General features: G+C 76.0%; 21 protein-coding genes and 1 riboswitch. Of the genes, 15 read left to right on the top strand and 6 right to left on the bottom strand.

Translation table 11 applies throughout. The features are described 5' to 3' along the window. Positions 1-247: 247 nt before the first annotated feature. From lanL to PUR56_RS32840, 3 genes are all read left to right on the top strand, one after another. Positions 248-3,436 carry a class IV lanthionine synthetase LanL gene (gene lanL, locus PUR56_RS32850; RefSeq protein WP_329951627.1) on the top strand — a complete coding sequence of 1,063 codons (3,189 nt, stop codon included), beginning with the start codon at positions 248-250 and terminating at the stop codon, positions 3,434-3,436. After that, positions 3,433-5,439, top strand: a complete 2,007-nt coding sequence (locus tag PUR56_RS32845) for an alpha/beta fold hydrolase (RefSeq protein WP_329951626.1) — start codon at positions 3,433-3,435, stop codon at positions 5,437-5,439. The genes lanL and PUR56_RS32845 overlap by 4 nt, the downstream gene beginning before the upstream one ends. A gap of 321 nt (positions 5,440-5,760) precedes the next feature. Further along, positions 5,761-5,931, top strand: coding sequence for a hypothetical protein (locus PUR56_RS32840; protein WP_329878860.1), 171 nt, complete (start codon positions 5,761-5,763; stop codon positions 5,929-5,931). 122 nt (positions 5,932-6,053) lie between these two features. Here the strand turns inward: PUR56_RS32840 and PUR56_RS32835 are convergent, their stop codons facing one another. Next, on the bottom strand, positions 6,054-7,142 hold the full coding sequence (locus PUR56_RS32835) for an alcohol dehydrogenase catalytic domain-containing protein (RefSeq protein ID WP_329951625.1): 1,089 nt from the start codon (positions 7,140-7,142) through the stop codon (positions 6,054-6,056). Between the two features lie 186 nt (positions 7,143-7,328). Here PUR56_RS32835 and PUR56_RS32830 point away from each other — a divergent pair, with 186 nt between their 5' ends. From PUR56_RS32830 to PUR56_RS32815, 4 genes are all read left to right on the top strand, one after another. After that, positions 7,329-7,982, top strand: coding sequence for a class I SAM-dependent methyltransferase (locus PUR56_RS32830; RefSeq protein ID WP_329878862.1), 654 nt, complete (start codon positions 7,329-7,331; stop codon positions 7,980-7,982). Between the two features lie 279 nt (positions 7,983-8,261). Continuing rightward, positions 8,262-9,557: a hypothetical protein gene (locus PUR56_RS32825; RefSeq protein ID WP_329951624.1), complete on the top strand. Its 1,296-nt coding sequence runs from the start codon at positions 8,262-8,264 to the stop codon at positions 9,555-9,557. A gap of 39 nt (positions 9,558-9,596) precedes the next feature. Then, positions 9,597-10,742 carry an N-acetylmuramoyl-L-alanine amidase gene (locus PUR56_RS32820; protein ID WP_329951623.1) on the top strand — a complete coding sequence of 382 codons (1,146 nt, stop codon included), beginning with the start codon at positions 9,597-9,599 and terminating at the stop codon, positions 10,740-10,742. A 311-nt stretch (positions 10,743-11,053) separates the two neighbouring features. Then, on the top strand, positions 11,054-12,007 hold the full coding sequence (locus tag PUR56_RS32815; RefSeq protein WP_329951622.1) for a hypothetical protein: 954 nt from the start codon (positions 11,054-11,056) through the stop codon (positions 12,005-12,007). Between the two features lie 158 nt (positions 12,008-12,165). Here PUR56_RS32815 and PUR56_RS32810 read toward each other — a convergent pair whose 3' ends face one another. The 3 genes from PUR56_RS32810 to PUR56_RS32800 all read right to left on the bottom strand — a co-directional run bounded on the left by PUR56_RS32810 (position 12,166) and on the right by PUR56_RS32800 (position 15,579). Then, positions 12,166-13,275 (bottom strand): prenyltransferase, encoded by a 1,110-nt coding sequence (locus tag PUR56_RS32810; RefSeq protein WP_329951621.1) that lies wholly within the window; start codon positions 13,273-13,275, stop codon positions 12,166-12,168. Then, a complete protein-coding gene (locus tag PUR56_RS32805; protein ID WP_329951620.1) occupies positions 13,272-14,069 on the bottom strand; it encodes a class I SAM-dependent methyltransferase in 798 nt (265 codons plus the stop codon). The genes PUR56_RS32810 and PUR56_RS32805 overlap by 4 nt, the downstream gene beginning before the upstream one ends. Before the next feature lie 199 nt (positions 14,070-14,268). After that, a complete protein-coding gene (locus PUR56_RS32800; RefSeq protein ID WP_329951619.1) occupies positions 14,269-15,579 on the bottom strand; it encodes a glycosyltransferase family 4 protein in 1,311 nt (436 codons plus the stop codon). A gap of 320 nt (positions 15,580-15,899) precedes the next feature. Here PUR56_RS32800 and PUR56_RS32795 point away from each other — a divergent pair, with 320 nt between their 5' ends. The 6 genes from PUR56_RS32795 to PUR56_RS32770 all read left to right on the top strand — a co-directional run bounded on the left by PUR56_RS32795 (position 15,900) and on the right by PUR56_RS32770 (position 23,114). Next, positions 15,900-16,586 carry a TetR family transcriptional regulator gene (locus PUR56_RS32795; RefSeq protein ID WP_329951618.1) on the top strand — a complete coding sequence of 229 codons (687 nt, stop codon included), beginning with the start codon at positions 15,900-15,902 and terminating at the stop codon, positions 16,584-16,586. Positions 16,587-16,804: 218 nt separating this feature from the next. Next, positions 16,805-16,926, top strand: a riboswitch (cobalamin riboswitch). A gap of 88 nt (positions 16,927-17,014) precedes the next feature. Continuing rightward, positions 17,015-18,292, top strand: coding sequence for a hypothetical protein (locus PUR56_RS32790; protein ID WP_329951617.1), 1,278 nt, complete (start codon positions 17,015-17,017; stop codon positions 18,290-18,292). Next, a complete protein-coding gene (locus tag PUR56_RS32785; RefSeq protein WP_329951616.1) occupies positions 18,289-19,191 on the top strand; it encodes an SCO2322 family protein in 903 nt (300 codons plus the stop codon). The genes PUR56_RS32790 and PUR56_RS32785 overlap by 4 nt, the downstream gene beginning before the upstream one ends. Positions 19,192-19,372: 181 nt before the next feature. Then, the gene (locus PUR56_RS32780; RefSeq protein WP_329951615.1) at positions 19,373-20,659 is read left to right on the top strand and encodes a CbiQ family ECF transporter T component; all 1,287 of its coding nucleotides are present in this window, start codon (positions 19,373-19,375) and stop codon (positions 20,657-20,659) included. Further along, the gene (locus PUR56_RS32775; RefSeq protein ID WP_329951614.1) at positions 20,656-22,266 is read left to right on the top strand and encodes an ABC transporter ATP-binding protein; all 1,611 of its coding nucleotides are present in this window, start codon (positions 20,656-20,658) and stop codon (positions 22,264-22,266) included. The genes PUR56_RS32780 and PUR56_RS32775 overlap by 4 nt, the downstream gene beginning before the upstream one ends. Continuing rightward, a complete protein-coding gene (locus PUR56_RS32770) occupies positions 22,263-23,114 on the top strand; it encodes an ECF transporter S component (RefSeq protein WP_329951613.1) in 852 nt (283 codons plus the stop codon). Before PUR56_RS32775 ends, PUR56_RS32770 begins: the two co-directional genes overlap by 4 nt. 46 nt (positions 23,115-23,160) lie before the next feature. Here the strand turns inward: PUR56_RS32770 and PUR56_RS32765 are convergent, their stop codons facing one another. Further along, positions 23,161-24,051 carry a helix-turn-helix domain-containing protein gene (locus tag PUR56_RS32765; protein WP_329951612.1) on the bottom strand — a complete coding sequence of 297 codons (891 nt, stop codon included), beginning with the start codon at positions 24,049-24,051 and terminating at the stop codon, positions 23,161-23,163. A gap of 304 nt (positions 24,052-24,355) precedes the next feature. Beyond that, positions 24,356-24,688, bottom strand: a complete 333-nt coding sequence (locus PUR56_RS32760; protein ID WP_329951611.1) for an antibiotic biosynthesis monooxygenase family protein — start codon at positions 24,686-24,688, stop codon at positions 24,356-24,358. A 322-nt stretch (positions 24,689-25,010) separates the two neighbouring features. Between PUR56_RS32760 and PUR56_RS32755 the strand changes: the two genes are divergently transcribed. Further along, entirely contained in the window at positions 25,011-25,466 is a 456-nt protein-coding gene (locus tag PUR56_RS32755; RefSeq protein WP_329951610.1) for a DUF6879 family protein, read from the top strand. Further along, positions 25,463-26,305: a helix-turn-helix domain-containing protein gene (locus PUR56_RS32750; protein ID WP_329951609.1), complete on the top strand. Its 843-nt coding sequence runs from the start codon at positions 25,463-25,465 to the stop codon at positions 26,303-26,305. The genes PUR56_RS32755 and PUR56_RS32750 overlap by 4 nt, the downstream gene beginning before the upstream one ends. Positions 26,306-26,418: the final 113 nt, after the last annotated feature.

The following is a 26,418-nucleotide window of genomic DNA, read 5'->3' as shown; positions in this document are numbered from 1 at the left end:
TCCTGCGAAAGGGAGTTGCACCGCCCCCGAGGTCGGGCGGACGCCCCGCCCGGCCGCGGGCACGGACCCGCGCGGACCCGTACGGACCACCGGCAGGAGACCGCCGGACCGCGGGCCCGGGGCGGACGCGGCCGGGGCCGAACTCCCGCGCCCACCGAGGGACCGATTCAGGCCGCGGCCGGGTGCCCGGGTGCCGGAGCAGTGGGCACCGGCGGGCACCGGCCCAGACGAAGGGATGTGGTGGCGGATGGAAGCGGGCACATCGCTGCGTACGGCCGGGGGAACGGACTCGGCGGACCACGGGCCGGATGCGGTCGGCCCGTGGCCGGAGATGACGCGGGCGGTGCTGGCCGGAGCCGGGGGCCGGGGAGACGGCGACTGGCGGATCGCCGCCGAAGGCCCCTGGTGCACGGCCAGGCCGCCCGCGGGCGAACTCGCGGACGAGGGCTGGAAGCTCCACGTCAGCGCCGCCTCGGCGGTCGGCGGTGTGGTGCTCGCCGCCGTCACCGAAATCCTGGCCGAAGACCCGTGCACGTTCCGGTTCGCCACCGGGTCGGCCCAACTGCACGAGATCAACTCGCGCCACCGAGAACGGGGTTCGGCGGGCAAGTTCATCACCGTCTACCCGGACGGCGAGCCGCAGTTCCGGCGGCTGGCCGCCGCGTTGCACCGCGCCACCGAGGGCCTGCCCGGGCCGGTGGTGCTCTCCGACCGCCCGTACCGGCCGGGCAGCCTCGTCCACTACCGGTACGGCGCCATCGCGGCCCGCGCCGAGCTGGGCAACGACGGCGGCTACCGGTCCATGCTGCGCGGGCCCGGCGGCGAACGGGTCGAGGACGTCAGCGAGGCCGCGTACCGCTGCCCGCCGTGGGCCCGGGACCCGCTGGTGCGCGATCCCGCCGGGGACGGGCCCGGCGCGGGCCGGCCCCCGGCGCGGCGGCGCGGCAGCGGCGGGGTCCTGCTGGCCGGGCGGTACGTGATCACCGGCACCCTCCGGAAGGGCGCCGAGGGCGGCGTCTTCCTCGGACGGGACACCGACGGCGGCACCGAGGTCGTGGTCAAGCAGGCGCGCGCCCACATCGAGGTGGACCGCGCCGGCACCGACGCCCGCACCGCACTGCGGCACGAGGCCGCTCTACTGGCCCGGCTCGACGGCCAGGGTTTGGCCCCCCGACCGGTCGAACTGGTCGAACAGGACGACTCCCTCTTCCTCGTCCAGGAACGGCTCGCCGGACAGCCGCTCGGCAGCTGGGTCGCGGCCCGGCTGCGCCGGGACGGCAGCCCCGACGTCGACTGGGCCGAGGCCGGACCGGTGGCCCACGCCCTGCTCGACCTCGTCGAGCGGGTGCACGAGCAGGGACTCGTCCTGCGGGACCTCTCCCCCGGCAACGTCCTCGTCCTGCCCGACGGCTCGCTGCGGCTGGTCGGCCTGGAGCTCGCCGCCGAGGCCGGCAGCCGGGCCGGCTCGGCCGGCGCCCCCGGGTACCGCGCCCCCGAACAGGGCCCCGGGCGGCTCACGCTGGTCACCGGCGGCGCCTCCACCGCGGACCCGGAGAGCGATCTCTACGCGCTCGGCGGGCTCTTCTTCCTGCTCGCCACCGGCCACGACCCGCTGCTGCCCGAGGACCTCCCGTGCGCCCGCCCGGTCGCCGACCGGCTGGGCCGCTGGCTCGCCCTCGCGGCGCGCTCCGGTGCCACCGCCCGCCGCCTCGCCCCGGCCGTCCTCGGGCTCCGCGCCCAGGAGCCCCGGCGGCGGTGGAGCGTGGCCCGCGTCCGGGAGGTGCTGGCGGGAACGGCGGCCGGGGCGGAGGCGGCCGGGCGCGGGTCCGGCGCGGGCGCGGAGTCCGGTGGTGGCGATGGCGGTGCCCGCGCACCGGGCGGCCGTCCGGTCCCCGACGACGGGGCGCCGCGCTTCGCGTCCGTGTACGGCGGCGACACCGGCATCGGCACCGGCACCGGTACCGCCCTGCCCGCCGCCCGACCGCACCTGCCAGGACCGGGCGGGGACGAGGCCGACCCCGACGGCGGCGCCGCCGTCGACCGGGTGCTCCACGACGGCCTGCGCCACCTCGCCGCCACCGCGACGCCGCTGCGGCGCGACCGCCTCTGGCCGGTGGTACCGGCCGGGGAACGGTCGGATCCGTGCAACGTCCAGCACGGTGCGGCGGGCGTGCTGGCCGTCCTGGCCCGGGCGGCCGCGACCCACGGGCTACCGGCCGAGGTCCGGACCGTGGCCCGGACGACCGCACGGACGGCCGCCGAGTGGGTCGAACGCCGCTGCGCCGCCGAGCCGGTGGTGCTGCCCGGCCTGCACTTCGGCCGGTCCGGCGCCGCCTGGGCGCTGCTGGACGCCGCCGACGCGCTGGACGACCGCGCCCTGGCCGGGCGGGCGGCGGAGCTGGCCGCGCGGATACCCGTCACGTGGCCCAACCCCGACGTCTGCCACGGCGCGGCCGGGGCCGGCTACCTCCAACTCCGCTTCGCCACCGGGGTGCCGCCCCACCCGACGGTCGGCGGGCCCCCGGTCGGCGGGCCCCCGGTCGGCGGGCCCCCGGTCGGCGGGCCGCGGGACGGCCTCGCACCGGACACCGCGGCGTTCCTCGACCGGGCCGCCCGCTGCGGACACGGGCTGCTGGCGACCGCTCGGCAGGCCCCGTACGGCACGGTGTGGCCGGTGCCGGAGGACTTCGACTCCGTGCTCGCCGGCGTCACCCACCTCGGCTTCGCCCACGGCGTCGCGGGCGTCGGCGCCTTCCTGCTGGCAGCCGCCGAGGCCACCGGCGACGGCGCGCTGCTCGACGGCGCCACGGCCGCCGGACGCACGCTCGCCGCGACCGCCCGCCTCGACCGGGCCGGCTCCGGGGAGACCGCGTGGTGGCCGCAGAGCGCCGACGATCCCGAGCACGTCCGGCTGGCGCACTGGTGCAGCGGATCCTCCGGCGCGGGCACCTTCCTGCTCCGGCTCTGGCGGGCCACCGGGGATCCCGACGCCCACCGGCTGGCCCTGGCCGCCGGACGGGCGGCGGCCGCAGCGCGGTGGCACGGCGGCATCACCGCCTGCCACGGCCTGGCCGGCGACGGCGAGTACCTGCTCGACCTCGCCGAAGCCACCGGCGATCCGGAGTTCCTCTCCTCCGCCCACGAGGTGGGCGCACTGCTCGCGGCCCGTCCGGCCCTGCGGGACGGCCTGCTGGTCCTGCCGGACGAGACCGGCACCGGGTGCGCCGCGGCGTACGGCACCGGCACGGCGGGCGCGCTGGCCTTCCTGCTGCGGCTGCGGTACGGCGGGCCCCGGCTCTGGACGGACCCGGCACCGCTCCCGTCCGCGACCACTACCGCGACCTCGGGCCGAACGGCGGACGGGCAGACGAACGGGCCGGCGGACGGGCCGGCGGACGGGCACACGGTCGAACCGGCGGAGGCGAGGACGACATGAACGTGGCCACCCGGACCGCGACGCAGGCGCTGCGCCGGCTCGGCTTCACCTTCGCGACCGACGGCAGCCACGCCGCCTGTCTCGCGTCCGCCGCCGACGGCGGCTGGTACGTGGAGAGTTGGCGCCTGCCCCCGGACGGCCCCGCCTCGGCGGCCGGGCTCCGGCTGCCCGGCAACCGCTCGGAGGACCCCCGGTCGCAGCTGGTCGCGCCGCCGGACGGCTCGGTGCTGGTCTGCCGGCACGACGGCGACCGGCACGACCTGGTGACGCTGTCCCACACCACCGACCAGGACGGCCGACTCGTCACCGCCGAAAGGCCGTTGGCCACCCTGCGGGCACCCGGGCTGCGCCTCCTGCCGCTGCCGGCCGGCGCCCCGACCGGCCCCCGGGCCCCGGTCGCCCTGGCGTTGGGCACCGACACCCGCCCGGCCACCACGGTCTGGCTGGTCCGGGCCGACGGCTCGGCGCCGCACCAGGTCGCCGAGTTCCCGGGGCTGCACGGCGGCGGGGTCTGGCTGGACCACACCGGCGCCCTGCTGGCGCTCGACCGGGTGGGCGGCGGCCTGGTCCGCACCGTGGTGCTGGACCTGCGCACGGGAGCGGTCACCCCGCTGCTGGAGATCGGCGAGCGGAGCAACGACCGGCTGGTGCTGTTCGACCCGGACAGCCGGTTCGCGATGGTGCGCAGCGACGCGCCCGGGACCGACCGGATCGGCTGGGGCGTGCTGGGCGGCGACGCGCCGCTGAGGTTCCCGGAGTGCCTGCACGTCGCGGGCATGCTCCTGCGCCCGGTGGCGCTGCGTCCGACCGCGGGCGGGGCCCGGGTGGTGCTCCAGGTCGACCACGGCGCCGGTTCCTCGCTCGCGCTGTGGCAGCCGGCCGCCGGGCGGCTGGAGCAACTGCCGGTCCCGCCGGGGCGGCTCGGCGCGGTCGGCCACTGGTCGGCGGCGGGGCTGCGGATGCCGTACTCGGCGCCCGACCACCCGACGGCGCTCGCCACCCTGGACGTGGACGCGCTGCTGGCGCACGGCCCGGCGCCCGCCGCGTCCGGTGCGACGCCGCTGCCCCTGCAGTTGGCACCGCTCGGCACCGGTCTGCCCGGGCCGTGGCGGGACACCGTCCTGCCCTGGTACCCCGGCGCCCCGCGCCCCGGCCCGCGGACCCCGCAGCCGGGCTGGCGCCTGGACGGCTCCACCCCGCCGGGCGAGGGCGGGCGCTGGCACCCCGCGCAGAGCCTCGAACTGGCGGGCCCGGCCGGACCGTTGGAGGCCGTGGTGTACGGCGGGGACGGCTGGCTGAGCAGCCCGCACCTGGTACTCGCGCTGCACGGCGGCCCGGCGGACGCGTGGCGACTGGAGTTCGACCCGGCGCTGCAGCGGATGGCCGCCGAAGGGCTGGCGGTGCTGGCGCCGAACCAACGCGGCTCCACCGGCTACGGGTTGGCGCACGCGATGGCCATCCGGGGCGCCTGGGGCGGCCCGGACCTCGACGACGTCCTGTCCCTGCTGGAGGGCATCGCGGGGCAGCGCGCCGCGCTCGGTCTGGAGCCGCCGGCCCTGTTCGGGGTCAGTTACGGGGCCTTCCTGGCCCTGTTGGCGGCGGCGCACGCTCCGGCCGAGCACGTGGCCCGCTGCGCGGTCGTCGCGCCGTTCCTGTCCGGAGCCCGGCTGCTGGCCGAAGCCGCCACCCCGGTAAGGGCGTTGACCACCCGGCTGGGCGGCGGAGAACCGATCGCGGACGCCCGCGGGCCGCGTGACGTGCTCCAGCTCGCCCACCGGATCGGCGCCCCGTTGCTGATCGTGCACGGCGACCGGGACGAGGTGGCGCCGGTCAGCCAATCGAGGTCGCTGCGCCACGAGTTGCTGCGGATCGGACGCACCGAGGGGACCGACTTCCGGTATGTGGAGGCGGCCGGCGCAGGTCACGAGGTCCTGGCCGAGGAGGGCGGCGCGGTGCTGCACGAGCTGCTCGCCGCGTTCCTGCGCACCGGCCGTCCGGGATAGGTCCCCGGTCCGGTCCGGGACAGGTCCCCGGCTCCGGTCCGGGACACGTCCCCGCTCCGACCGTCCCGCCGTCCGACCCGCGCTCAGGCACGGCCGTCCGGGGCCGTGGAGCCGGTGCGGTGCTCGTCGTGACCTCGCTAGGATCTCGCCCGCTCCGGCGGTTAAGGTGACCGGGGCACGGGCCGCGATCACCGGCCGTGCGTGCCCGGAGACGCCCCGGCGCCGCCGCCCGGGTCGAGTGCCCGACCGGGCCCCGACCGCGCCGGCGGTGACGGCCGGGCGCCGAAACACCCTCACCTCCGCACGGAAAAGACGATTCTGATGTCCACCCTCACCGACACCACCGGACCCTTGGCCAACGGGACCGACGCCGACGAGACCACGGCCGAGGGCGCCGCGTCGCACGGTCGCCACCGCGGCCGCTCCGCCTCCGACGACGTGCCCGAGGCCGACCCGCACGGCCGGCACCGCGCCGCCGCAGGCCGGGGCTGACCCGCACCGACCCCGCGCCCCCGTGCGACTCGCACCACTCGCACCCGCACCACGCGCGCCAGGGCCCGCCGGACACTCCGGCGGGCCCTGGGCCGCATCCGGCGGGGCCACCCGCCGGAGGGTCAGTCCAGCGTCACGATCGTCCGCAGCGCCTCGCCGCCCCGCATCTGCGCGAGCGCCTCGTTGACGTCCGCCAGCCCCACCCGGTGCGTGATCATCCCCGCCAGGTCGATCCGCCCGGCCCGCCACAGCTCCACCACCAGGGCGACGGTGCGCGGCACCGGTGCCCCGCCGTACAGCGAGGGCAGCAGCCGCTTCTCGTTGAAGAACAGCTCCCCCATGCTGAACTTCGCCAGATCGTCCTGGGCCCCGGCACCGATCACCACCACGGCGCCGCCGCGCCGAGCCGCGTCGTACCCCGCCCGGACGGTGGCCGAGCGGCCGACGGCCTCGAAGACGTAGTCGAACCCGCCGCCCGGCAGGGCCTTCGCCGCCGCCTTGAGCTCCTCGGGGGCGAGCGCCTCGGTGGCACCGAAGGCCAGGGCCCGCTCCCGGCGCGAGGCCACCGGGTCGACCACCGCGATCCGGCCGGCACCGCAGACCCGCGCGCCCTGCACCGCCGAGACGCCCACCCCGCCCGCGCCGATCACCGCGACCGACGCGCCGGGCTCGACCCGGGCGGTGTGGACGGCGGCGCCGATGCCGGTGGTCACACCGCAGCCGATCAGCGCGGCCGGCTCGTACGGCAGGTCGGCCGGCACGGGGACGACCGCGTCCCGGTCGACCACCACCTCCTCCGCGAAGGTGCCGGTGCCGTAGAAGCCGGACGCCTCCACGAACCCGCCCTCCGCGCCGAAGCGGAAACCGGGCGCACCGAGGCGCCGCAGGCTGGCCACGCACAGGTGGCCCCGGCCGCGCTCGCAGTGGGCGCAGCGGCCGCACGGCGCCATCCAGCAGAGCACCACGCGGTCGCCGACGGCGACGTCCGTCACCCCCTCGCCGACCTCGACCACGTCTCCCGTGCCCTCGTGACCCGGCACGAACGGTGCCGGGTGCGGCAGCACCCCGCTCATCGCCGACAGGTCCGAGTGGCAGAGGCTGGCCGCCCGGAGCCGGACCCTCACCTTGCCGGGGCCGAAACCGACCGCCACCACGTCGTCGCGGACGTCCAGGGTGTCCTGGCCGGTCTTGTGCAGGACGGCTGCGCGCATGCGGCTGCTCCGGTTCTCCTCGGATCGACGGTCGGGCCGATTCTGGCACGACGCGCCGGGGCGGAGTGGAACACGTTCCACCCGGTGGCGCGCGGGGTCCCGGGGCCGGCCGGCGCCGTACCGTCCAGTAGGGTCCGACGGCGAGCAGGACCCCCGCCACCCCCCACCCCGCCGAGGAGCAGCACCATGTCCGACCTCCTGGAGACCGCGCGCCCCCGGCCCGAGGTGCTGACCGCGTTCGAGGGCGCGACCGGGTTCATGCCGGTGGACGAGGGCCTCGCGCTGTACGCCGCCGCCGTGACCGCCGCCCGCCGCACCGGCCTGCCGGTGCTGGAGATCGGCACCTACTGCGGCCGTTCGGCCGTCCTGCTGGCCGCCGCCGCCCGGGAGACCGGCACGGTCGCCCTGACCGTCGACCACCACCGGGGCTCCGAGGAACAGCAGCCCGGCTGGGAGTACCACGACCCGACCCTGGTCGACCCGGAGGTCGGCCGGATGGACACCCTCCCCCGCTTCCGCAGGACCCTGCACGCGGCGGGCCTGGAGGACCACGTGGTGGCCCTGGTCGGGCGCTCCCCGCAGATCGCGGCCCTCTGGGGCGGGCGGCTCGGCCTGGTCTTCATCGACGGCGGCCACACCGACGAGCACGCCACCGGCGACTACGAGGGCTGGGCGCCCCACCTGGCGCCCGAGGGCCTGTTGGTGGTGCACGACGTCTTCCCGGACCCGGCCGACGGCGGCCAGGCCCCTTACCGGGTGTACCTGCGGGCACTCGCCGAAGGGTTCGAGGAGGTCTCGGTGACGGGATCGCTGCGGGTGCTGCGCCGCGCCGCCGCCTGAGTCGCCCGCCCTGATCTGCGGGCGGACCTGGCGGGTGCGGCCGGAGGGCCCGGGGAACGCGGACCGGAACGCGGGCGGGGAGCCCGGGCGGGGAACCCGCGGCGCGGCCGGGAATCGGCCGAGCCGTCCCACGGCCGATCACGGATGCTCTAACGTCGTGCCGGGGCTGTCGGGCGGGGGCGCGGACGGTACGGTGTCCGCGCGGTCGCGGGCGCCCGCGACCGCGGCACGGCCGCACGACACAGCAGAGCATCCGGGCAGACCGTGGGGGCTAGCGCAATGACGGACCAGCAGAACACCGCTCCGGCGGTCTGGGACCCGACCGCCCGCGGTGGCGCCGGCGGTTGGGTGCGCGGACCTCAGCAGCAGGCCGCACCCGCCGGCCCGCCCCCCACGCCGCCGACAGGACCGCCCACCGGCCCCGTCGCTCCGGCCGGCCACCCCCAGCCGCCCGCCGCCCCGCAGCAGCAGCCCTCCGCCGGCGCCGTCGGCGACCAGGGACCGCCGCTGGGCGCCCGCCCGTACCTGGCCGCCGCCCCGGACCCCGCGCCCGGCTACGACGCCCCGACGGCCCGCATCCCCCTGCCGGTCCCGCCCCAGCCGGCCCCACCCCGGTCCGTGCCGCCGTACGGCACGCCGTACCAGCAGCCGCAGCAGCCCGGGCAGCAGCCGCCCCCGCCGCCGTACGGCCAGGGCCCCGGCGCCGCTCCGTACCCTGGCCAACCGCCGCAGGGCCACCCGCAGCACCACCCGCAGCCGGACTACGCGCCGAACTACGCGCAGCCGGGCTACCCCCCGCCGGACTACCCGACCGGCTACGAGGACGTCGACGACGAGGACGACCGCGGCGGCAAGCGCGCGCCGCTGCTGATCGCCTTCGCCCTGCTCTTCGTCCTGGCGCTGGGCGGCGGCATCCTCTGGGCCATCAGGGACGACGGTTCCACGACCGACCGGGCCGCCCCGTCCCCGACCTCCGCCACCGCCGACGGCGCCGCCCCGTCCGGGGCCCCCCAGCCGGCCCCGGCGCCCACCGGCGGCACCGGCGCACCGACCCCGACCGACACCCCCTCGGCGAGCGCGAGCGCGACCCCCAGCCCGACCGCCGGGGGCGGCCCGAACGCCCAGCCGCAGGCCAAGGCGCTGGACGAGCTGCTGACCCAGGGCGAGGGCGCGAAGGCGCCGATCGGCAGTGCGGTCGCGAAGGTGAGCAGCTGCCCGTCCAAGCCCGACATCGACGCCGCCACCCAGGTGTTCGACAACGGCGCCAAGCAGCGCGACCAACTCCTCACCAAGCTGGCCGCGTTGAGCTTCACCGACCTGCCCGGCGGCGCGGAGGCGGTGCAGTCGCTGACGTCCGCCTGGCAGCTGTCCGCGGACGTCGACCGGGCGTACGCGAGCTGGGCCCGGGCGGTCGCCACCCAGGGCTGCTCGGGCACGGCCCCGAACACCGCCGACAAGAAGCGCGCGGACGAGCTCAACCCGCGGGCCACCCAGGCGAAGAAGGACTTCGTGGCGAAGTGGAAGACGATCGCCGACCAGTTCGGCCTGACCGTCCGGACCCAGGACCGGATCTGAACCACCCCGTACGGCACAGGAACAGGACCAGAACCACCCGTGACCCGCACCGCCCACGGCCCGTCCGGCCCCACCGACCCGGCTCCGCCCACCGACCCGGCTCCGCCCACCGGGCCGTCCGACCCTGCCGGGCCGGCTCGACCGACCGAACCGGCTGAACCGGCTCAACCGACCGGGCAGACCGGGCCCCGCAGGCGCTCCGCCCTGCTGCGCACCGTCACCGTGATCGGCGTGCTGGGCCCCCTCGGTCTGGCCGGCTGGCTGGGCTGGCAGGCGGTCGGCTCCCCCGACCGCGGCACGCACGCCTCGGCCCCGACCGCCCCGGCGACCGCCGCCCCGGCACCGGCCGGCGCCGCACCACCCGCTCCCGACGCGTCCGGCGCCACTCCGTTCGCCCCGGCGACGGGCGCCCCCGCGACGACCCCGGCCGTCACCGACGCCCCGGCGACGGCCCCGGCCACCACCGTCGCCCCCACCACCCCCGCGGCGGGCGCCGCCCCCGTCTCCTCCACCGCCCTCGCCGGCCGCACCGTCCTGCTCGACCCCGGCCACAACTCCGGCAACTTCTCGCACACCGCCGAGATCAACCGGCAGGTCGACATCGGCAACGCCCGCAAGGAGTGCGACACCACCGGCACCTCCACCAACGCCGGCTACACCGAGGCCGAGTACTCCCTCGACGTGGTCCGCCGGGCGCGTGCGATCCTCGCCGCACGGGGTGCGACGGTGGTGCTGGTCCACGACGGCGACCGCCCGTGGGGACCGTGCATCGACGAGCGCGCCAGGGCCGGCACCACCGCCCACGCCGACGCGGCCGTCTCGGTGCACGGCGACGGCGGCCCGGCGAGCGGCAGCGGGTTCCACGTGATCATGCCCGCCAAGGTGGTCGCCGGCCGGGCGGACACCTCGGCGATCGTCGCCCCCTCGCACCGGCTCGGCCTCCTGCTGCGCGACGGCTTCCGCGCCGCCACCGGCGAGCCCTACGCCGACTACACGGCGAGCCAGGGGCTGGACACCCGTTCGGATCTCGGCGGGCTCAATCTGTCGACCGTACCCAAGGTGTTCATCGAGTGCGGTAACATGCGCAACCCGACGGACGCCCGTCGAATGACGGACCCTCAGTGGCGCCAGCAGGCCGCCCAGGGGATCGCCGACGCGTTGACGACGTTTCTGACCACCCGGTAGGCGACGCCGCGAACAGCGCGGCGGCGACCCGGCAGGCAGCTCCCCGAGAACGCGCCGTGGAGCACACTGTGAGGTACGCCGCACAACAGGCGTCCTGAGGAGTCGACAGCCGGTGGGCGGGCCGGTGGACGGCAGGGGTCGGAACCGCGCAGTTTGCAACGACTTCGCCCCATTGCCGAGCCCGCCGTGCACCCGCCGGGCGGTTGGCCCTAGGCTTCTGGTCCGTTCGGGGTTTTCCGGCCGGTCAGCCGACCGCGTCGGGCGCCGACACGAAACCCGCCGACCACGACACACCAACGAGGGGAACGTTAGTGAATCTGCGCGCTCTCACCAAGGGAGACGCCGCCGTCGCAGGTGCGGCCGTCCTGCTCTTCATCGCATCCTTCCTGCCCTACTGGACCGTCGAGTGCAAGGGCAAGTACTGCGGCGACACCTCGACGAACGCCTGGGACAGCGTCCTGTTCCCCGTCCTGCCCTCGGTCTTCCTGCTCGGCCTCGTGGCCGCCGCCCTGATCCTGGTGCAGCGCTTCCAGGGCCAGGCCGCCGCCAACCGCCAGATCCTCGGCCTGCGGCTGGACCAGTGGGGCATCGCCTTCTCGGTGGCGGCGCTCTGGGCTGCGCTCTGGTCCCTCGGTGGCGGCCTGGAGGGCATCGGCCACGGCTTCGGTGCCTGGCTCGCCGTCATCGCGCTGATCGTGCTGGCCGGTGCGGCCGCCGGGGGTCAGCTGATCCCGGTGCTCAAGACCCCGCTGGTCAGCGACAAGCCGGCCGTGCAGCCCTACCCGGGCGGCGGCTACCCGGCCCCGCAGGCGGGCCAGCCCGGCCAGCCGGTCGGCCACTACGGCTACCCGGGCCCCGGCCAGGACCCGAACCAGGCGCAGGCTCCGGCGTTCGGCGGCCAGCCCGGCGGCTACGGCTACCCGGCCGCGCAGGCGGGCCAGCCCGGCCAGCCGCTTCCGGGCCAGTCCCAGGCCGGTCAGCCGCAGGACCTCGCCGCCCAGCACGCGGCGCAGACCGAGCAGGCCCGGCCGGCGCAGGCCGCCGCCCAGCAGGCGCCCGCGTCCGACTTCGCGCCGTTCTGGTTCGCCGTCCCGGCGCCGCGCCAGCTGGCCCCGAAGGACAACCCGGTCGGCGCTCCGGTCGGCGACCTCGTCCCGGGCACCTGGTACCTGGCGGTCGAGCAGCGCGGCACCGCGCTGGTCGCCCAGCTCCAGGACGGCACCCAGGGCCTGCTGGTCGACACCGCCGGCATCCAGCGCGGCTGACCCGGCCGCACGCCCCGCGTGCGACACGGGAACACCCCGCACGACACCGAAAGGGGCGGGACCGGCGCGATCCGGTCCCGCCCCTTCGGCATGTCGTCGGTCCGAGCACCGGCCGGGCCCCGGCCCGACTCAGGCCCCGGCCCCGAGGGGCTCAGGGCTCAGCAGCAGTCCTGGACCACCAGCCCGGTCGGCAGGTCGTCACCACCGAACACCGCCACCGTCGCCGGGTCCCCGCCCAGCGCCGCGACCGTCAGCAGCAGCGCGCCCGCCGTCCAGGTGGTGCGCTCCTCCGGCCAGATCGCGTCGTCCTCGAAGACGTACCCGGTCCAGTACGAGCCGTCGGTGTGCCGCAGGTGCTTCTGGATCCAGCGCAGGATGTCCACCGCGCGGTCGGACTCGCCGATCGCCCAGAGGGCCATGGCCAGTTCGGCACTCTCGCCGCCGGTCACCCAGGGGCGGTCGCTGACGCAGCGCACACCGAGGCCGGGCACGACGAACCGGTCCCAGTCCCGCTCGATCCGCTCCAGCGCGGCCGGGCCGCGCAGCGCGGTGCCGAGGACGGGGTAGTACCAGTCCATCGAGTAGCGGTCCTTGTCGAGGAACCGCTCGGGGTGGTGGGAGATGGCGTGCCGGAGCCGGCCGGCCGCGAGCTCCCAGTCGGGCTGCGGCTCCTCCAGGTAGTCGGCGACGGCCAGCCCGCAGCGGAGCGCGTGCAGGATGCTGGACGAACCGGTGAGCAGCGCCTCGCCTGCGGCCTCACCGTGCTCGTCGAGCCGCCAGGAGATCGGGCCGCCGGGAAGCCGCCGGGCGACGATGAAGTCGAGGGCCCGCCGGACGGTGGGCCAGATCCAGTCCAGGAAGGCGTCGTCACCGGTGGAGAGGTGGTGGTGCCAGACGCCGACGGCCACGTAGGCGCAGAAGTTGGTCTCCTTGGCGGCGTTGCACACCTCCCCGTCCGCGAAGCCGCCGGCGGCGGTCTCCGCACCCCCGGCGCCCTGGCCGTACGCGTAGGCGGCGTACCAGGAGCCGTCCGGGTTCTGGCGGGCGGCCAGCCAGCGGTAGGCGGCCTCGGCGGCGGCGTGCTCGCCCGCGGTGTCCAGGGCCATCGCGGCCTCGGTGTGGTCCCACGGGTCGAGGTGGTGGCCGGTGAACCACGGTATGGCGCCGTCGGGTTGCTGCTCGGCGAGGATGCTGCGGACGGTGCCGGCGGCCTGCTCGGCGTCGAGCACGCCGTCGAGCAGCAGGACCTCGGGGACGGCGGCGGTCACTCCGAGCCGCCCGCCGCGCCCGCGCCCGTGTCCGTGTTCGCGCCCGCAGCGGCGGAGGCGGTCACGCCGGACCGGCGGGGCTTGGAGGCGTAGGCGACGAAGCTCTTGCCGATGACCGGGTTGAGCGCCCGCTCGGCGGCCTTGGTGAGGGTGCTGATCACCGGGGTGCCGACGATGTCCCAGACGAGCAGCTGGTGGTAGGCCTTGACCGGCAGCGCCTTGTCGTTGCCCACGCCGACCGCGCACTTGATCCACCAGTACGGCGAGTGCAGCGCGTGCGCGTGGTGGGTCCCGTACGGCTCCAGGCCGGCGTCCTTGAGCCTGCCGAGCAGTTCGTCGCCCCGGTAGATCCGGATGTGGCCGCCCTCGACCTCGTGGTACTCGTCGGACAGCGCCCAGCAGATCTTCTCGGGGAGCCAGCGCGGCACCGTGACGGCGAGCAGACCGCCGGGCTTGAGCACCCGGAACATCTCGTTGAGCACGCCCTTGTCGTCCGGGATGTGCTCCATCACCTCGGAGATGATGATCTTGTCGAAGTACTCGTCCTCGAAGGGCAGGGCCAGCGCGTTGCCCTCCACCGCGACCGCGGACGCGCCCTCGGGGGCCTCGCCGGCCTGCTCCATGGCGGCGAACCACTTCCTGACCTCGGCGATCTCCTCGGCGTTCTGGTCGAGGGCGATCACGTTGGCACCGCGCCGGTAGCACTCGAACGCATGCCGCCCCCCGCCGCAGCCCAGGTCGAGCACCCGGTCGCCGGGGGCGAGCGGGAAGCGCGAGAAATCAACGGTCAGCACTGCGGGCTCCCATTCCTTGGTAGGAAACGTTTCTGACGCCGAGTCAGAGATATCGCGTTGCACGAACCGGGCGGCCGTCGGGCGAACCCACCGGCCGATCGGCCCACCCCCGGACCGTCTCACCGACGGACCGGCTCACCGACGGAGACCGACCCGCCGCCGGACCGGCGGCCCGGCGGACCCGCCCGACGGCCGCCCGTCAGGCGACGTAGCGCCAGCCCGGACCGGACCGGGCGTTCCGGCCGGCCCCGGTGGCGATGGCCGCCCGGTAACCCTCGACGGTCAGCTCGGCGGCGCGCTCCCAGGTGAACCGTGCGAGCACCCGCTCGCGTCCGGCCGCACCGAGCGAGGCGCGCAGCGCCGGATCGTCCAGCAGCCGCCCGAGCGCCGCCGCCAGCGCGCCCGCGTCGCCCGGCGGCACCGCGAGGCAGGTCTCGCCGTCCGGGCCGGCCACCTCGGGGATCGCCCCGCCCGTGGTCGCGACCAGCGGCGTGCCGGTGGCCATCGCCTCGGCGGCGGGCAGCGAGAAGCCCTCGTACAGCGACGGCACGCAGGCCACCTCGGCCGAGCGGTAGAGGTCGACCAGCTCCCGGTCGGTCAGGCCGTGCCGGAACTCGATGTGCCGCTCCAGCCCGAACCGGCGCACCGCCTCGGCGATCGGCCCGCCCCCCTTCTGCGGCTTGCCGACCACGACCAGGTGCGCGTCCCGCTCGGTGCGGACCTTGCCCAGCGCCTCGACCAGGTGCACCAGGCCCTTCAGCGGCACGTCGGCGCTGGAGGTGGTGACGATCCGCCCGGGCACCCGGTCCACCGTCGCCGACGGGGACCAGAGGCGGGTGTCGGCGCCGATCGGCACCACCGAGACGGCGCCCGGCGCGGCACCCAGGTGCTCGGCGATCTCACGCTTCGAGGTGCCGGAGACGGTGATGATGTGGTCCAGCCTGGCGGCGACCCGGCGCTGCATCCGGGTGAAGGCGTACCAGCGGCGCAGCGACAGCCGCCTGATCCTGCTGGTGGCCGCCTCCAGCTCGACCCGTCGGTCGACGGTGATCGGGTGGTGGATCGTGGTGACCAGCGGGAAGCCGTGCCGGGCCAGCCCGAGCAGGCCGTAGCCGAGCGTCTGGTTGTCGTGCACGACGTCGTAGCGGCCGCGGTGCCGGGCCAGGTACTGGCGGGCGCGCAGCGAGAAGGTCAGCGGCTCGGGGAACCCGCCGGTGCGCATGGTGGCGTACTCCAGGAGGTCCACCGGTCCCCGGTACTCGTCCAGCGCCGGGGTGCGGAACGGGTCGTCCGTCCGGTACAGGTCCAGGCTGGGCAGCTCGACCAGGCGGACCGAACCGGGTCCCTCGACCTCGTCCAGCACGGGGTACGGCTGGGCGCCGATCACGTCGACGTGGTGGCCTAGGCGGGCCAGTTCGCGGGACAGGTGCCGCACGTACACGCCCTGGCCACCGCAGAACGGGTCGCCCCGGTACGAGAGCAGGGCAATCCGCAGCGGTTGCGCGGTCATCGTCGGCCCTCGTCTCTGCTGCTGTCGGTGCTGCCGGTCGCTAAAGTAGATCAGGTTTCAGTGTGGTGTGGAGTTCGCCGGAAACCAGGTGAACAATGAGAGACCTCGAAGATACCGGCCCGTAGCTTCCACTCAGGAGCCAGGGCTGGTGATTCACGCCACGCCCGAGCACCATGCCCGAGCAGCCCGCCCGAACAGTCGCCCGAGCGGCCGTGGAAGCGGACGCCCGGGCACTGCCCGGACACCGCCCGGAGCCGCCGGGCACCGCCGGAGCAGCCCGTCACTCTCGCGCCCCGGGAGCCCCCTTGCCGTCGTCCGCCATGCCTCCGCCCACGTCCACCGCCCCCGCCGCCCCCGCCCCGCCGACCGTCACGCCGCCCGGTGCGCCGCCTGCCGCACCGGTCTCCGACGTGCCCGCGACCGCCGCCGGCCCGACACCGCCGCTCACCGCCCGGCAGGCCGAACGGCGCCGCCGGATCCTGCGCACCGCGACCGCGCTGGCGGCCCGCGGCGGGTACGAGGCGGTCCAGATGCGGGAGGTCGCGGAGGGCGCCCAGGTGGCGCTCGGCACGCTGTACCGGTACTTCCCGTCCAAGGTGCACCTGCTGGTGGCGGTCATGCTGGAGCAGTTGCGCGGCCTCCAGGAGCAGGTCCGACGGCACCCGCCGGCCGAGCGCGAACCCGCCCCGCGGGTCGCCGAGGCGCTCACCCGGGCGTTCCACGCCCTCCAGCGCGAACCGCTGCTCGCCGAGGCCATGGTCCGCGCGCTCTCCTTCGCCGACCGCTCCGTGAGCGCCGAGGTCGACCAGGTCTCGGTCGCCACCGGCCGGCTGATCCTGGATGCCATCGGCCAGTCCGAACCACCGACCGAGGCCCAGCGCGCGGCCGTCCGGGTGATCGAGCACACCTGGCACGCCGCGCTCGTCGCCTGGCTCTCCGGCCGCGCCTCGATCGCCGAGGTCCGCGCCGACCTGCACACGGCGGCCCGGCTGCTCACCCTGCCCTGAGGGCTCGGCGCCCCGCCCCGGGGCGGCCCCCGCTCCACCCGCCCCCTCCACCCTCATGCCCCTCCGCACACCCTCCCTTCACGCTCCCCCTCCGCCGCCTCCTCGTTCTCCGCCCGCTCTCCCCCCACGCCCCCTCCACCCCCTCCAGGACTGGAACGTGTTCTCGCCCCGCCGGATCCACCCCGCCCGGCGCGGCGGCTAAAGTCGGCATGCAGGACAATTCCATCCCGTTTCTCCTCCGGGGAAAGCCGGTGCGAATCCGGCACTGACCCCGCAACCGTGAGCCCGGCACCACGACTGCCGGGCGAGTCGGAGCGCCCGGGGAGAGGCGAGCGGCCCAGCCGGGCGGACCACCGCCGGGCACCGTCGAGGGCTACGGAACGGCCTGTCCAGGCCGACACCGCTCACCGAAAGGCACACCTCCCACCATGCTCACCGCCGCCCGCCTGGGCGCTGCCGCCCTGACCGCCGCGCTGCTCACCGGCACCGCCGCCGCCCCGGCGCTCGCCGACACCCCCACCCCCGGCGCCGGTGCCACCGCGCTCCCCGAGGGCCTGTACGGCAAGGGCGACCCGACCTACGACGCGGTGTGGCGGCAGTCGCTCTCGCTCACCGCGCTCGCCGCCGCGAAGGTGACCCCGGCCGACTCCGCCGTCTCCTGGCTCACCGGCCGGCAGTGCGCCGACGGCGGCTGGCTCTCCTACCGGGCCGACGTCTCGGCCGCCTGCGACCCCACGCAGGCGGACAGCAACGCGACCGCCGCGGCGATCCAGGCGCTGGTCTCCCTCGGCGGGCACCAGGACGCCGTCGACAAGGGCGTCCAGTGGCTCAAGGTCAACCAGAACGCGGACGGCACCTGGGCCTACAACCCCGGCAACCCCGGGGACGCCAACTCCACCGGCCTCGCCGTGAACGCCCTGTTCGCCGCCAAGGCCGACCCGGCCGGGGTCGCCAAGGCCGGCAAGAACGCCTTCGACGGACTGGCGACCTTCCAGCTCGGCTGCGCCGCCCCCGCCGACCAGCGCGGCGCCTTCGTCTACCAGTCCGCCCCGGACGCCGCGGGCGAGGCGAACGCCCTGGCCACCGGCCAGGCCTCGCTCGCCGCGGCCGGCGGGAAGCTCCCGGTCACCAACACCAACCGGACCGACGCCGCCCCCAAGCCCCTCACCTGCACCGACGGCGCCACGGCCGCGCCCGTGCCGCGCGCCGACTCGGGCGAGGCGGTGGCCGCCTACCTGACCACGCAGCTCGCGTCCGACGGGCAGCACCTGATGCTGAAGCTGGCCGGCGCGACGCCGACGCCCGACTACACCGCCACCGCCTGGGCGGTGCTCGGCCTGGTCCAGGGCGGGCACCCGCAGCAGGCCGCCGGTGCGGTGGACTGGCTGGCGAAGGAGGGCGGCACCTGGACCAAGGGCGGCACCGACGCCGCCGCCACCGCCACGCTGCTGCTGGTCGCGCAGGCGGCGCAGCGCGACCCGGCGACGTTCGGCGGGAGCGACCTGGTCGCCCAGCTGACCGCCCTCGGCCCGGCTCCCAAGGCCGTCGCCGCGAACGGGTCGCCCACCGCGTCCGCGTCCGAGACCGCGAAGAAGGACGACGGCGGCGGACTCAGCACGTACTGGGTGCTCGGCATCGGCCTGCTCATCGGCATCGGCGGCGGCCTGCTGCTGAGCCTCCAGCGCAAGCGCGGCGCCAGGCCGTGACCGACCCCGCCCCGTTGGCCGGCCACCCCCGGGTGGCCGGCTCCTCCCCGTCACCGGATGCGCCCGGCTCGGGTGCGTCCGGCTCGGGTGCGTCCGGCTCGGGTGCGTCCGGCCCGGGTGCGTCCGGCGACGCGGGCGGCCCCGCTGCCGGGCTCTCGGCCGCCGAGCGACGACGGCGGTGCTGGCGGCGGGTGGCGCCCGCGGCCGTCCGGTTCCTCGCCGGGCTGGTCACCGGAGTGCTGATCCTGCTGGTGCTCGGAGCGGCTCCCGCACAGGCGGCCGGGTACCGGTACTGGTCGTTCTGGAAGTGGTCCGGCAGCGGTTGGGCCTACCAGCAGCAGGGGCCCGCCGTGCACGTCCCGCCGGACGGCGCCGTCGAGGGCTGGCGGTTCGCCGTCAGCCCGGACGGCGGCCAGGAGGCCGCGCGACCCGGCACCCCGGGGGACTTCGCGACCGTCTGCGGGGCGACCCCGGAACAGAGCGGGCGCAAGCGGGTCGCCGTAGTACTGGACTTCGGCACCCCCGCCGACGCACCCGCCCGCGAGACCCCGCCCGAACCGCGCACCGCCTGCGCCGTCGTCAGCGCCCGGGCCACCTCGGCGGAGGTGCTGGCCACCGTCGCACCGCCGCTGCGGTACGACGGCAACGGGCTGCTCTGCGCCATCGCCGGCTACCCGCGGACCGGCTGCGGCGAGCAGCTCGGCAACGCCGACCGGCCGTCCGCCGCCGGCACCACGCCGGTCGGCGGGTCCGGGAACGCAGCCGGAAGCGGCTCCGGGACCGACTCGCACGACGACGCCTCGTCCGGCATCGGCGGCCCCGACCTCGGCGTGATCGCCGGCGTCGCCCTCATCGCCATCCTCGTGGCGGGCGCCGTCCACCGGACGCGCCGCCGATGAGGACGACGGCCGTCCGCGCACCGGGTCACCGCCGCCCCGCCCCGTAGACCGACCGACGTCCGCCGACCGGTCCGGTCCGGACCGGACCGGACCGGACCGGACCGGCCACCCGCCCCGCCGCCCCGCCGACCCGTCCCACCCCGCCCCGGCTCCCCCGACCCCCGCTCCCCAGGACCCCACCGTGCCCACACCCCGTGCCGCCCGCCGCCGACCGGCGCCAGGCCCCCGCCAACTGCACCCCGGGGCCTGGTGGCTGTGGGCACTCGGCCTGGGCGCCGCCGCCACCCGGACCACCAACCCCCTCCTCCTGCTCCTCCTCGCCGCCGTCGCCGGTTACGTGGTCGCCGCCCGCCGCACCGACGCGCCGTGGTCGCGCTCCTACGGCACGTTCCTCCGCCTCGGCCTCCTCGTGCTCGGCATCCGCCTCGTCTTCGCCGTCCTCCTCGGTTCGCCGGTCCCCGGCACCCACGTCCTGTTCACCCTCCCCGAAGTGCCCCTTCCCGTCTGGGCGCAGGGGGTGCGGATCGGCGGCCGGGTCACCGCCGAGGGACTCCTCGCCGCGCTGTACGACGGTCTCCGGCTGGCCACCCTGCTGGTGTGCGTCGGCGCCGCCAACGCCCTGGCCAGCCCGGCCCGTCTGCTGCGCACCCTCCCCGGTGCGCTCTACGAGGCGGGCGTGGCCGTCGTGGTGGCGATGACCTTCGCGCCGAACCTGGTCGCCGACATCCAACGACTGCGCGCCGCCCGCCGTCTGCGCGGGCGCAGCGACCGGGGCGTCGCCGCCGTCCTGAGCGTCGGACTGCCCGTCCTGGAGGGGGCGTTGGAGCGTTCGGTGGCGCTGGCCGCCGCGATGGACACCCGCGGGTTCGGCCGCACCGCCGACGTTCCGCGCAGGCTGGCCCGGGCCACCGCCGCACTCACCCTGGCCGGGCTGCTCGGCATCTGCCTCGCCGCGTACGGGCTGCTGACGGCGGGCGGCGCCGGCTGGGCGGCGCCCGTGCTCCTCCTCGGCCTAGCCGCCGCCTTCACCGGACTCCTGCTGGGCAGCCGGCGCTCCGTCCGGACCCGCTACCGCCCGGACCCGTGGGCGCTGCCCGAGTGGCTGACCGCCGGATCGGGCACGGCCGTGGCCGCGTTGACGACGTGGCTCGCCGCCGGCTACCCGGCCGCCTTCGCGCCCACCGTGGTGCCGCCGACCGTCCCCGTCCTGCCGCTGACCGCCGTCCTGGCCGTCCTGGTCGGTCTGGTGCCGGCGTTCGTCACCCCGGTGCCCCGCCCCACCACGGCGACCGGCCCGACCGGTGCGGACACCGGGCCGCCACCGGATCCCGGGACGGACACCGGGGCCCGCACCCGCCCCGGCCTCCGCACCGACACCCGCACCAGCACCGACACCCGCACCGGCACCGGCACCGGCACCGGCACCGACCCGAACGACGCACCGACCCCGCCCCGGAGGGCCTCGTGATCACCTTCGAGCAGGTCACCGTCCAGTACTCCGACACCGACGCGCCCGCGCTCAGCGGCGTCGACCTGACCGTTCCCGAGGGCGAACTCTGCCTTCTGGTGGGCCCGTCGGGTTCCGGCAAGTCCACCCTGCTGGGTGCGGTCAGCGGCCTCGTCCCGCACTTCACCGGCGGCGTGCTGCACGGCCGGGTCACCGTCGGCGGGCGCGACACCCGCGAGCACCGCCCCCGCGAACTCGCCGACCTGGTCGGCACCGTGGGCCAGGACCCGCTGGCGCACTTCGTCACCGACACCGTCGAGGACGAACTCGCCTACGGCATGGAGTCGCTGGGCCTCCCTCCGGACGTGATGCGGCGGCGCGTCGAGGAGACCCTCGACCTGCTCGGCCTCGCCGGCCTGCGCGACCGGGCGCTCACCTCGCTCTCCGGCGGCCAGCAACAACGCGTCGCCATCGGCTCGGTGCTCACCGTCCACCCGCGCGTCCTGGTCCTCGACGAGCCCACCTCCGCCCTGGACCCGAGCGCCGCCGAGGAGGTACTGGCCGTGCTCCAGCGGCTGGTCCACGACCTGGGCACCACCGTGCTGATGGCCGAGCACCGGCTGGAGCGCGTGGTCCAGTACGCCGACCAGGTCCTGTTGCTGACCCCCGGCGCGCCGCCCGTTCTCGGCGAACCCGCCGAGGTGATGGCGCACTCGCCGGTCCACCCGCCGGTGGTCGGACTCGGCCGGCTGGCCGGCTGGCACCCGCTCCCGCTGTCCGTCCGCGACGCCCGCCGCCGGGCCGCCGGCCTCCGCACCCGCCTGGACGGCCACCACCCCACCGGATCCCCCGCCCCCCTCGGCACGGTCCTGGCCGAGGCCGGCCGTCTGGCCGTCCGTCGCGGCTTCGTCCCGGCGCTGCGCGGCGTCGACCTCACCCTCCACGCGGGCGAGATCACCGCCCTGATGGGGCGCAACGGGGCGGGCAAGTCCACCCTGCTCGGCGCCCTGGTCGGCCTGCACGCGCCGGCCTCCGGCACCGTGACGGTCGGTGGCCGCACCCCGCACCGCACCCGGCCCGCCGACCTGATCCGCCACGTCGGCCTCGTCCCGCAGGACCCGCGCGACCTGCTGTACGGGGAGAGCGTCGCCGCCGAGTGCGCCGCCGCCGACGGCGACGCGGGCGCCGAACCCGGCACCTGCCGCGCCCTCGTCGAACGCCTGCTGCCCGGCCTCGCCGACGCCGCCCACCCCCGCGACCTCTCCGAGGGCCAGCGCCTCACCCTGGCCCTGGCCGTGGTGCTCACCGCCCGCCCGCCGCTCATCCTCCTGGACGAACCCACCCGGGGCCTGGACTACGCGGCCAAGGCCCGGCTCGTCGAGATCCTGCGCGACCTGGCCGCCGACGGCCACGCCGTCCTCCTCGCCACCCACGACGTCGAGCTGGCCGCCGAACTCGCCCACCGCACGGCCATCCTGGCCGAGGGCGAGATCGTCGCGGACGGCCCGACGCCCGAAGTCGTACTCGGTTCACCGGCGTTCGCCCCGCAGGTCGCCAAGGTGCTCGCTCCGGGCCCTTGGCTCACCGTCCCCCAGGTCGCCCGCGCCCTCGCCGAGGTCGCGGAATGAGCAAGAACGGCCTGAACCGTCCCGTCCCGCTCGGTCGTCGCTCGATCACGGCCCTCCTCCTCACCTCGCTGGTCGGGGTGGCCGCGTTCGGGTGGCCGCTGCTCGCCTCCGCCGAATCGGCCCTGGTCGGCCACTCCACCGACGCCCCTTGGCTGTTCGCCCTGCTCCTCCCGCTGCTCCTCGCCGTCGTCGTCGCCCAGATCTCCGAGGGCCGCACGGCGGGCGGCGGCACCCCCGGCCTGGACGCGAAGGCGGTCGCCCTGCTGGGCGTGCTGGCCGCCGCCGGCGCCGCCCTGCGGCCGCTCGGGGCGGGCACGGCCGGGCTGGAGCCGATGTTCTTCCTGATGGTGCTCGCCGGACGGGTCCTCGGTCCGGGCTTCGGCTTCGTGCTCGGCGCGCTCTCGATGTTCGCCTCCGCCCTGCTGACCGGCGGGGTGGGGCCCTGGTTGCCGTTCCAGATGCTCGCCATGGGCTGGGTGAGCCTCGGCGCGGGGCTCCTCCCGGGCCCGGACCGCGTGCGCGGCCGGCGCGAGCTCGTCATGCTCGCCGTCTACGGGGCGGGGGCGTCCCTCCTCTACGGCATGATCATGAACCTCCAGGGCTGGCCCTACATCGCCGGGCTCGCGAGCTCGATCTCCTTCGTCCCGGGCGATCCGCTCTCCGACAACCTGGTCCGGTTCGCCGTCTACTGCCTCACCACCTCGCTCGGGTGGGACCTCCCCCGCGCCGTTCTCACCGTCACCCTCTGCCTCACCCTCGGCACCCCCGTCCTGCGCGCCCTGCGCCGGGCCACCCGCCGCGCAGCCTTCGCCGCCCCGGTCGCCTTCCACCCGCCGCGGGAGGACTGACGGCGGCGCCCCAGGGCATCGGGGTTCTCCCGGGGGCGGATCCGCGCTACCGGGAGCCGCGGCAACCGGCGCAGAGCTTCCCCGCTCCGCCGACATGGCGCCCGCACATGCCGCCCCGCCCCGGACACTCGTGGTGCCGCCTCTGACCCGGGACCACGGCCACCCCGACACCCGCCGTCCGCAGGCCCGTTGAGACCGTCGGGACCGGCGGGACCGGCGGGACCGGCGGGACACCCAGCAACCGGGCGCCGAGGATCGCCCCGACGCTGCGGGTGACCTTCTCCGGCAGCGGGGCGGACAGGATTCCCGCCAGGGCGTCCGGCGCCCAGCCGCCCGCCAGCAGGCCCTCCACCCGGGCGGCCTGGTCCGTCAACGGCTTCCCCGCCAGCGCCAACCGCGGATCCCGGCGGCCGAGTTCGATCAACAGGCCCAGGCCCTCGGTCCTCCGGGGCGGCGCCGCGACCGGCCTGCCCGTCCCGGACGGAAGGACGGAAGGCTTCCCGGCTTCCTTCTCCCTCGTCGTCCTTGCCTTCGGGGAAGGGCCTCCCGCCTTCCCGGCACCTGCCGCACCGGCTCCGGCGGGCCCGGCGGCCGGGGACGCGGGAACCGGCGGCACCGTGTGAACGGCCTTTCCCACCACCGGGACTTCGTGCACCGAGACCAGCGTCCGGACCCGGCCCGAGAGGGGATCGCGCGAGGTCCGGCGGACGTAGTGCCCGGCCTCCTCCAACTCGCGCAACGCCCGGGCCACCGTCGCCCGGCCCTCGACGCTCTTCGCGGCCAGGGTCCGGACGTCCTCCCGCGCCCCGTCGGGCAGGCTGAGGAGGTACCCGAGCAGCCCACGGGCCGCCCAGCTGAGCGAGTGCTTGCGCACGACATGCCCGTTGTCGAGGATCGTGTACCCGGGCGCGTGCTTGGGGATACGATTGATCTGCATCGTGGAGCGCTTTCTCCTGGTGCCGTTCCCCGGGGTGTTGGCGCACCGCCGGGGTTTTCCTTGGAACGCTGCTGCTGAGCGCAATGATCACGCTAATCCAGCAGACCGCCCCGGAAACCCCATCCGGATCACCCGATCGGGCGGCGCACGCGCACTCACCCCGGCGCACGCCGACACCCCACAACGCGCCCTGCCCCGGCACCGACCGGCTCGACACGCACCTCGCCCGCAGCCGCGAAGCGGGACCCGACGACGGTGCGCCCCGGACGAGCCGTCCGGGGCGCACCGTCAGGAGCAGCCGGCCTCAGACCTTCGGGCCGGCGGACTGCACCACGTCGAAGGACCACAGGGTGGAGCCGCTGGCGGCCGGGCGCTGCGGGGCCTCGCCCTCGGCGGCCGGCGGGCCCTGGCGGTGGGCCGCCTGCATGGGCCCGGCGAGCCAGGCCTGGAAGGACTCCTCGTCGCGCCAGCGGGTGTAGACGAGGTACTGGTCGGTGCCCTCGACCGGGCGGAGCAGCTCGAAGTACTCGAAGCCGTCCGAGTTCTCCACCGCACCGGCCCGGGCGGCGAAGCGCTTCTCCAGCACCTCCCGCTGCTCAGCGGGGACGGTCAGGACATTGATCTTGACGACGGACACGCCGTACCTCCTCGTCCGCCCGCCCCCGAAGCAAGGTCGGGGTGCGGGCCCTGTTCACTGAGAAGGCAGTCTGCTACACCTCACGCGGACGAAGCGTCGCAGGTCAGGCGATCCACGGCGGGACGACGTGGTCGCCGGTTCGGCGCGCGCCACCGGTCTTGTCTCCATGGATCGCCGACGAGCAGCGGCCCGTGCCCGTCCGGCCTTCACCGGCCGGACGGGGTCTTCTGTCGCCTCAGGGGAATATTCGAGAATCAACGCCGTCCTCGGACCGATTCCACGGCATCCTGATTCGGCCTGACCGACAGCGAGGGGAGCGGCTGTGAGCCGACGACTGCGGTACATCGGAAGCAACTCGGGGAACAACGGATGCCCGACGCTCTACGAGGATGTCGAGACCGGAGAGGTGCTGGTGCAGGGCGACGCCGTCACCGACCCCGACGAAGTGGCCCAGCTCCGCAACGTCATGGACAGCCCGCCCACCCCGGGGCAGCGGTACCTGCTCGACAACGCCGAACGGAACAGTGCCGTGGGCGAGGACATCCGGTACCTCTGGCGCGCCGACGCCGATCGTCTCGGCCTTCCGGCGGAGGACACCTGGCTGTTCGACTCGCGCGTGATCGCCCTGCTGCGCTTCGACCCCGACGACGATCTGACCGGCGTGGAGCTGATCACCGACCCGGTCCAGGTGGCTCGCGCCTGCCAGGTCCGGGACGCTGCCCGGCACTTCGCCACGCCGCATCGGGCGTTCGTCGCCGGGGTACCGTCCGGCGTGTGACCACCGACTTCCGACAAGCGAGAATCGCCCTCGGCCTACGGCTCCGCGAGCTGCGCACCGAGGGCGGTCTCACGGGCCGGCAACTGGCCGAGCACCTGGGCTGGACCCAGTCCAAGGTCAGCAAGCTGGAGACCGGCCGACAGACCGCCACCCACGACGACCTCAGGGCTTGGGCAACGGGTGTCGGCCGGCCTGGCGCGGGGCCCGAACTGACGGCCAGGTTGCGGGCGTTCGAGTCGCAGTCCCGGTCATGGCGACGGCACCTCGCGGCCGGACACCGGCCGGTGCAGGACACGCTGACGATCGAGTACGAGCGGTCGACGGTCATGCGCGCCTGGGAAGGCTCCATGATCGTCGGCATGCTCCAGACGGCCGACTACGCCCGACACGTGTTCAACGCGTACGTGGACCTCCACTGGTCGCCGCGCGATGTCGAGGAGGCGGTACGAGCCCGCGTTCGACGGCAGGAAACCCTCTACCGGCCGGGCAAGCAGTACCGCATCGTCATGTGGGAGGCCGCGCTGCGTGCCCGGCTCTGCCCGCCCGCCGTCATGGCCGCTCAGTTGGACCGGCTCAGCGGCGTGATCGGTCTGGACACCGTCACCCTGGGCATCGTGCCGTTCGAGGCCCAGCTCGCCCTTCCGCCCGCCAACGGTTTCTGGATATATGACGAACGGCTTGTCATTGTCGAGGACTGGCACGCGGAACTGTGGCTGGACCAGGCGGAGAACGTGGCCCTGTACGCGCGCGCCTGGGAAACGATGGCCGGCGCAGCCGTCTTCGGACCGGACGCCCACAGGGTTCTGGCGCGGTGCCGTAGGGCACTCGGAGCCGTCTGAGGAATCCTCGCGCATCCGGCCCGCGAGCCCTGGAATATTCGAGAATCACAGGCCCATCGGTGGTTCCCGCAGGCATAGCGTGCCGGCCAAGGAGCTTCGACCGACGCGGAAGG

Source organism: Streptomyces sp. BE303, assembly GCF_036290945.1.
Lineage (GTDB): Bacteria > Actinomycetota > Actinomycetes > Streptomycetales > Streptomycetaceae > Kitasatospora.
Note: the sequence above shows the minus strand (reverse complement) of the source record. Positions and strands in the feature narration are given on the sequence as shown.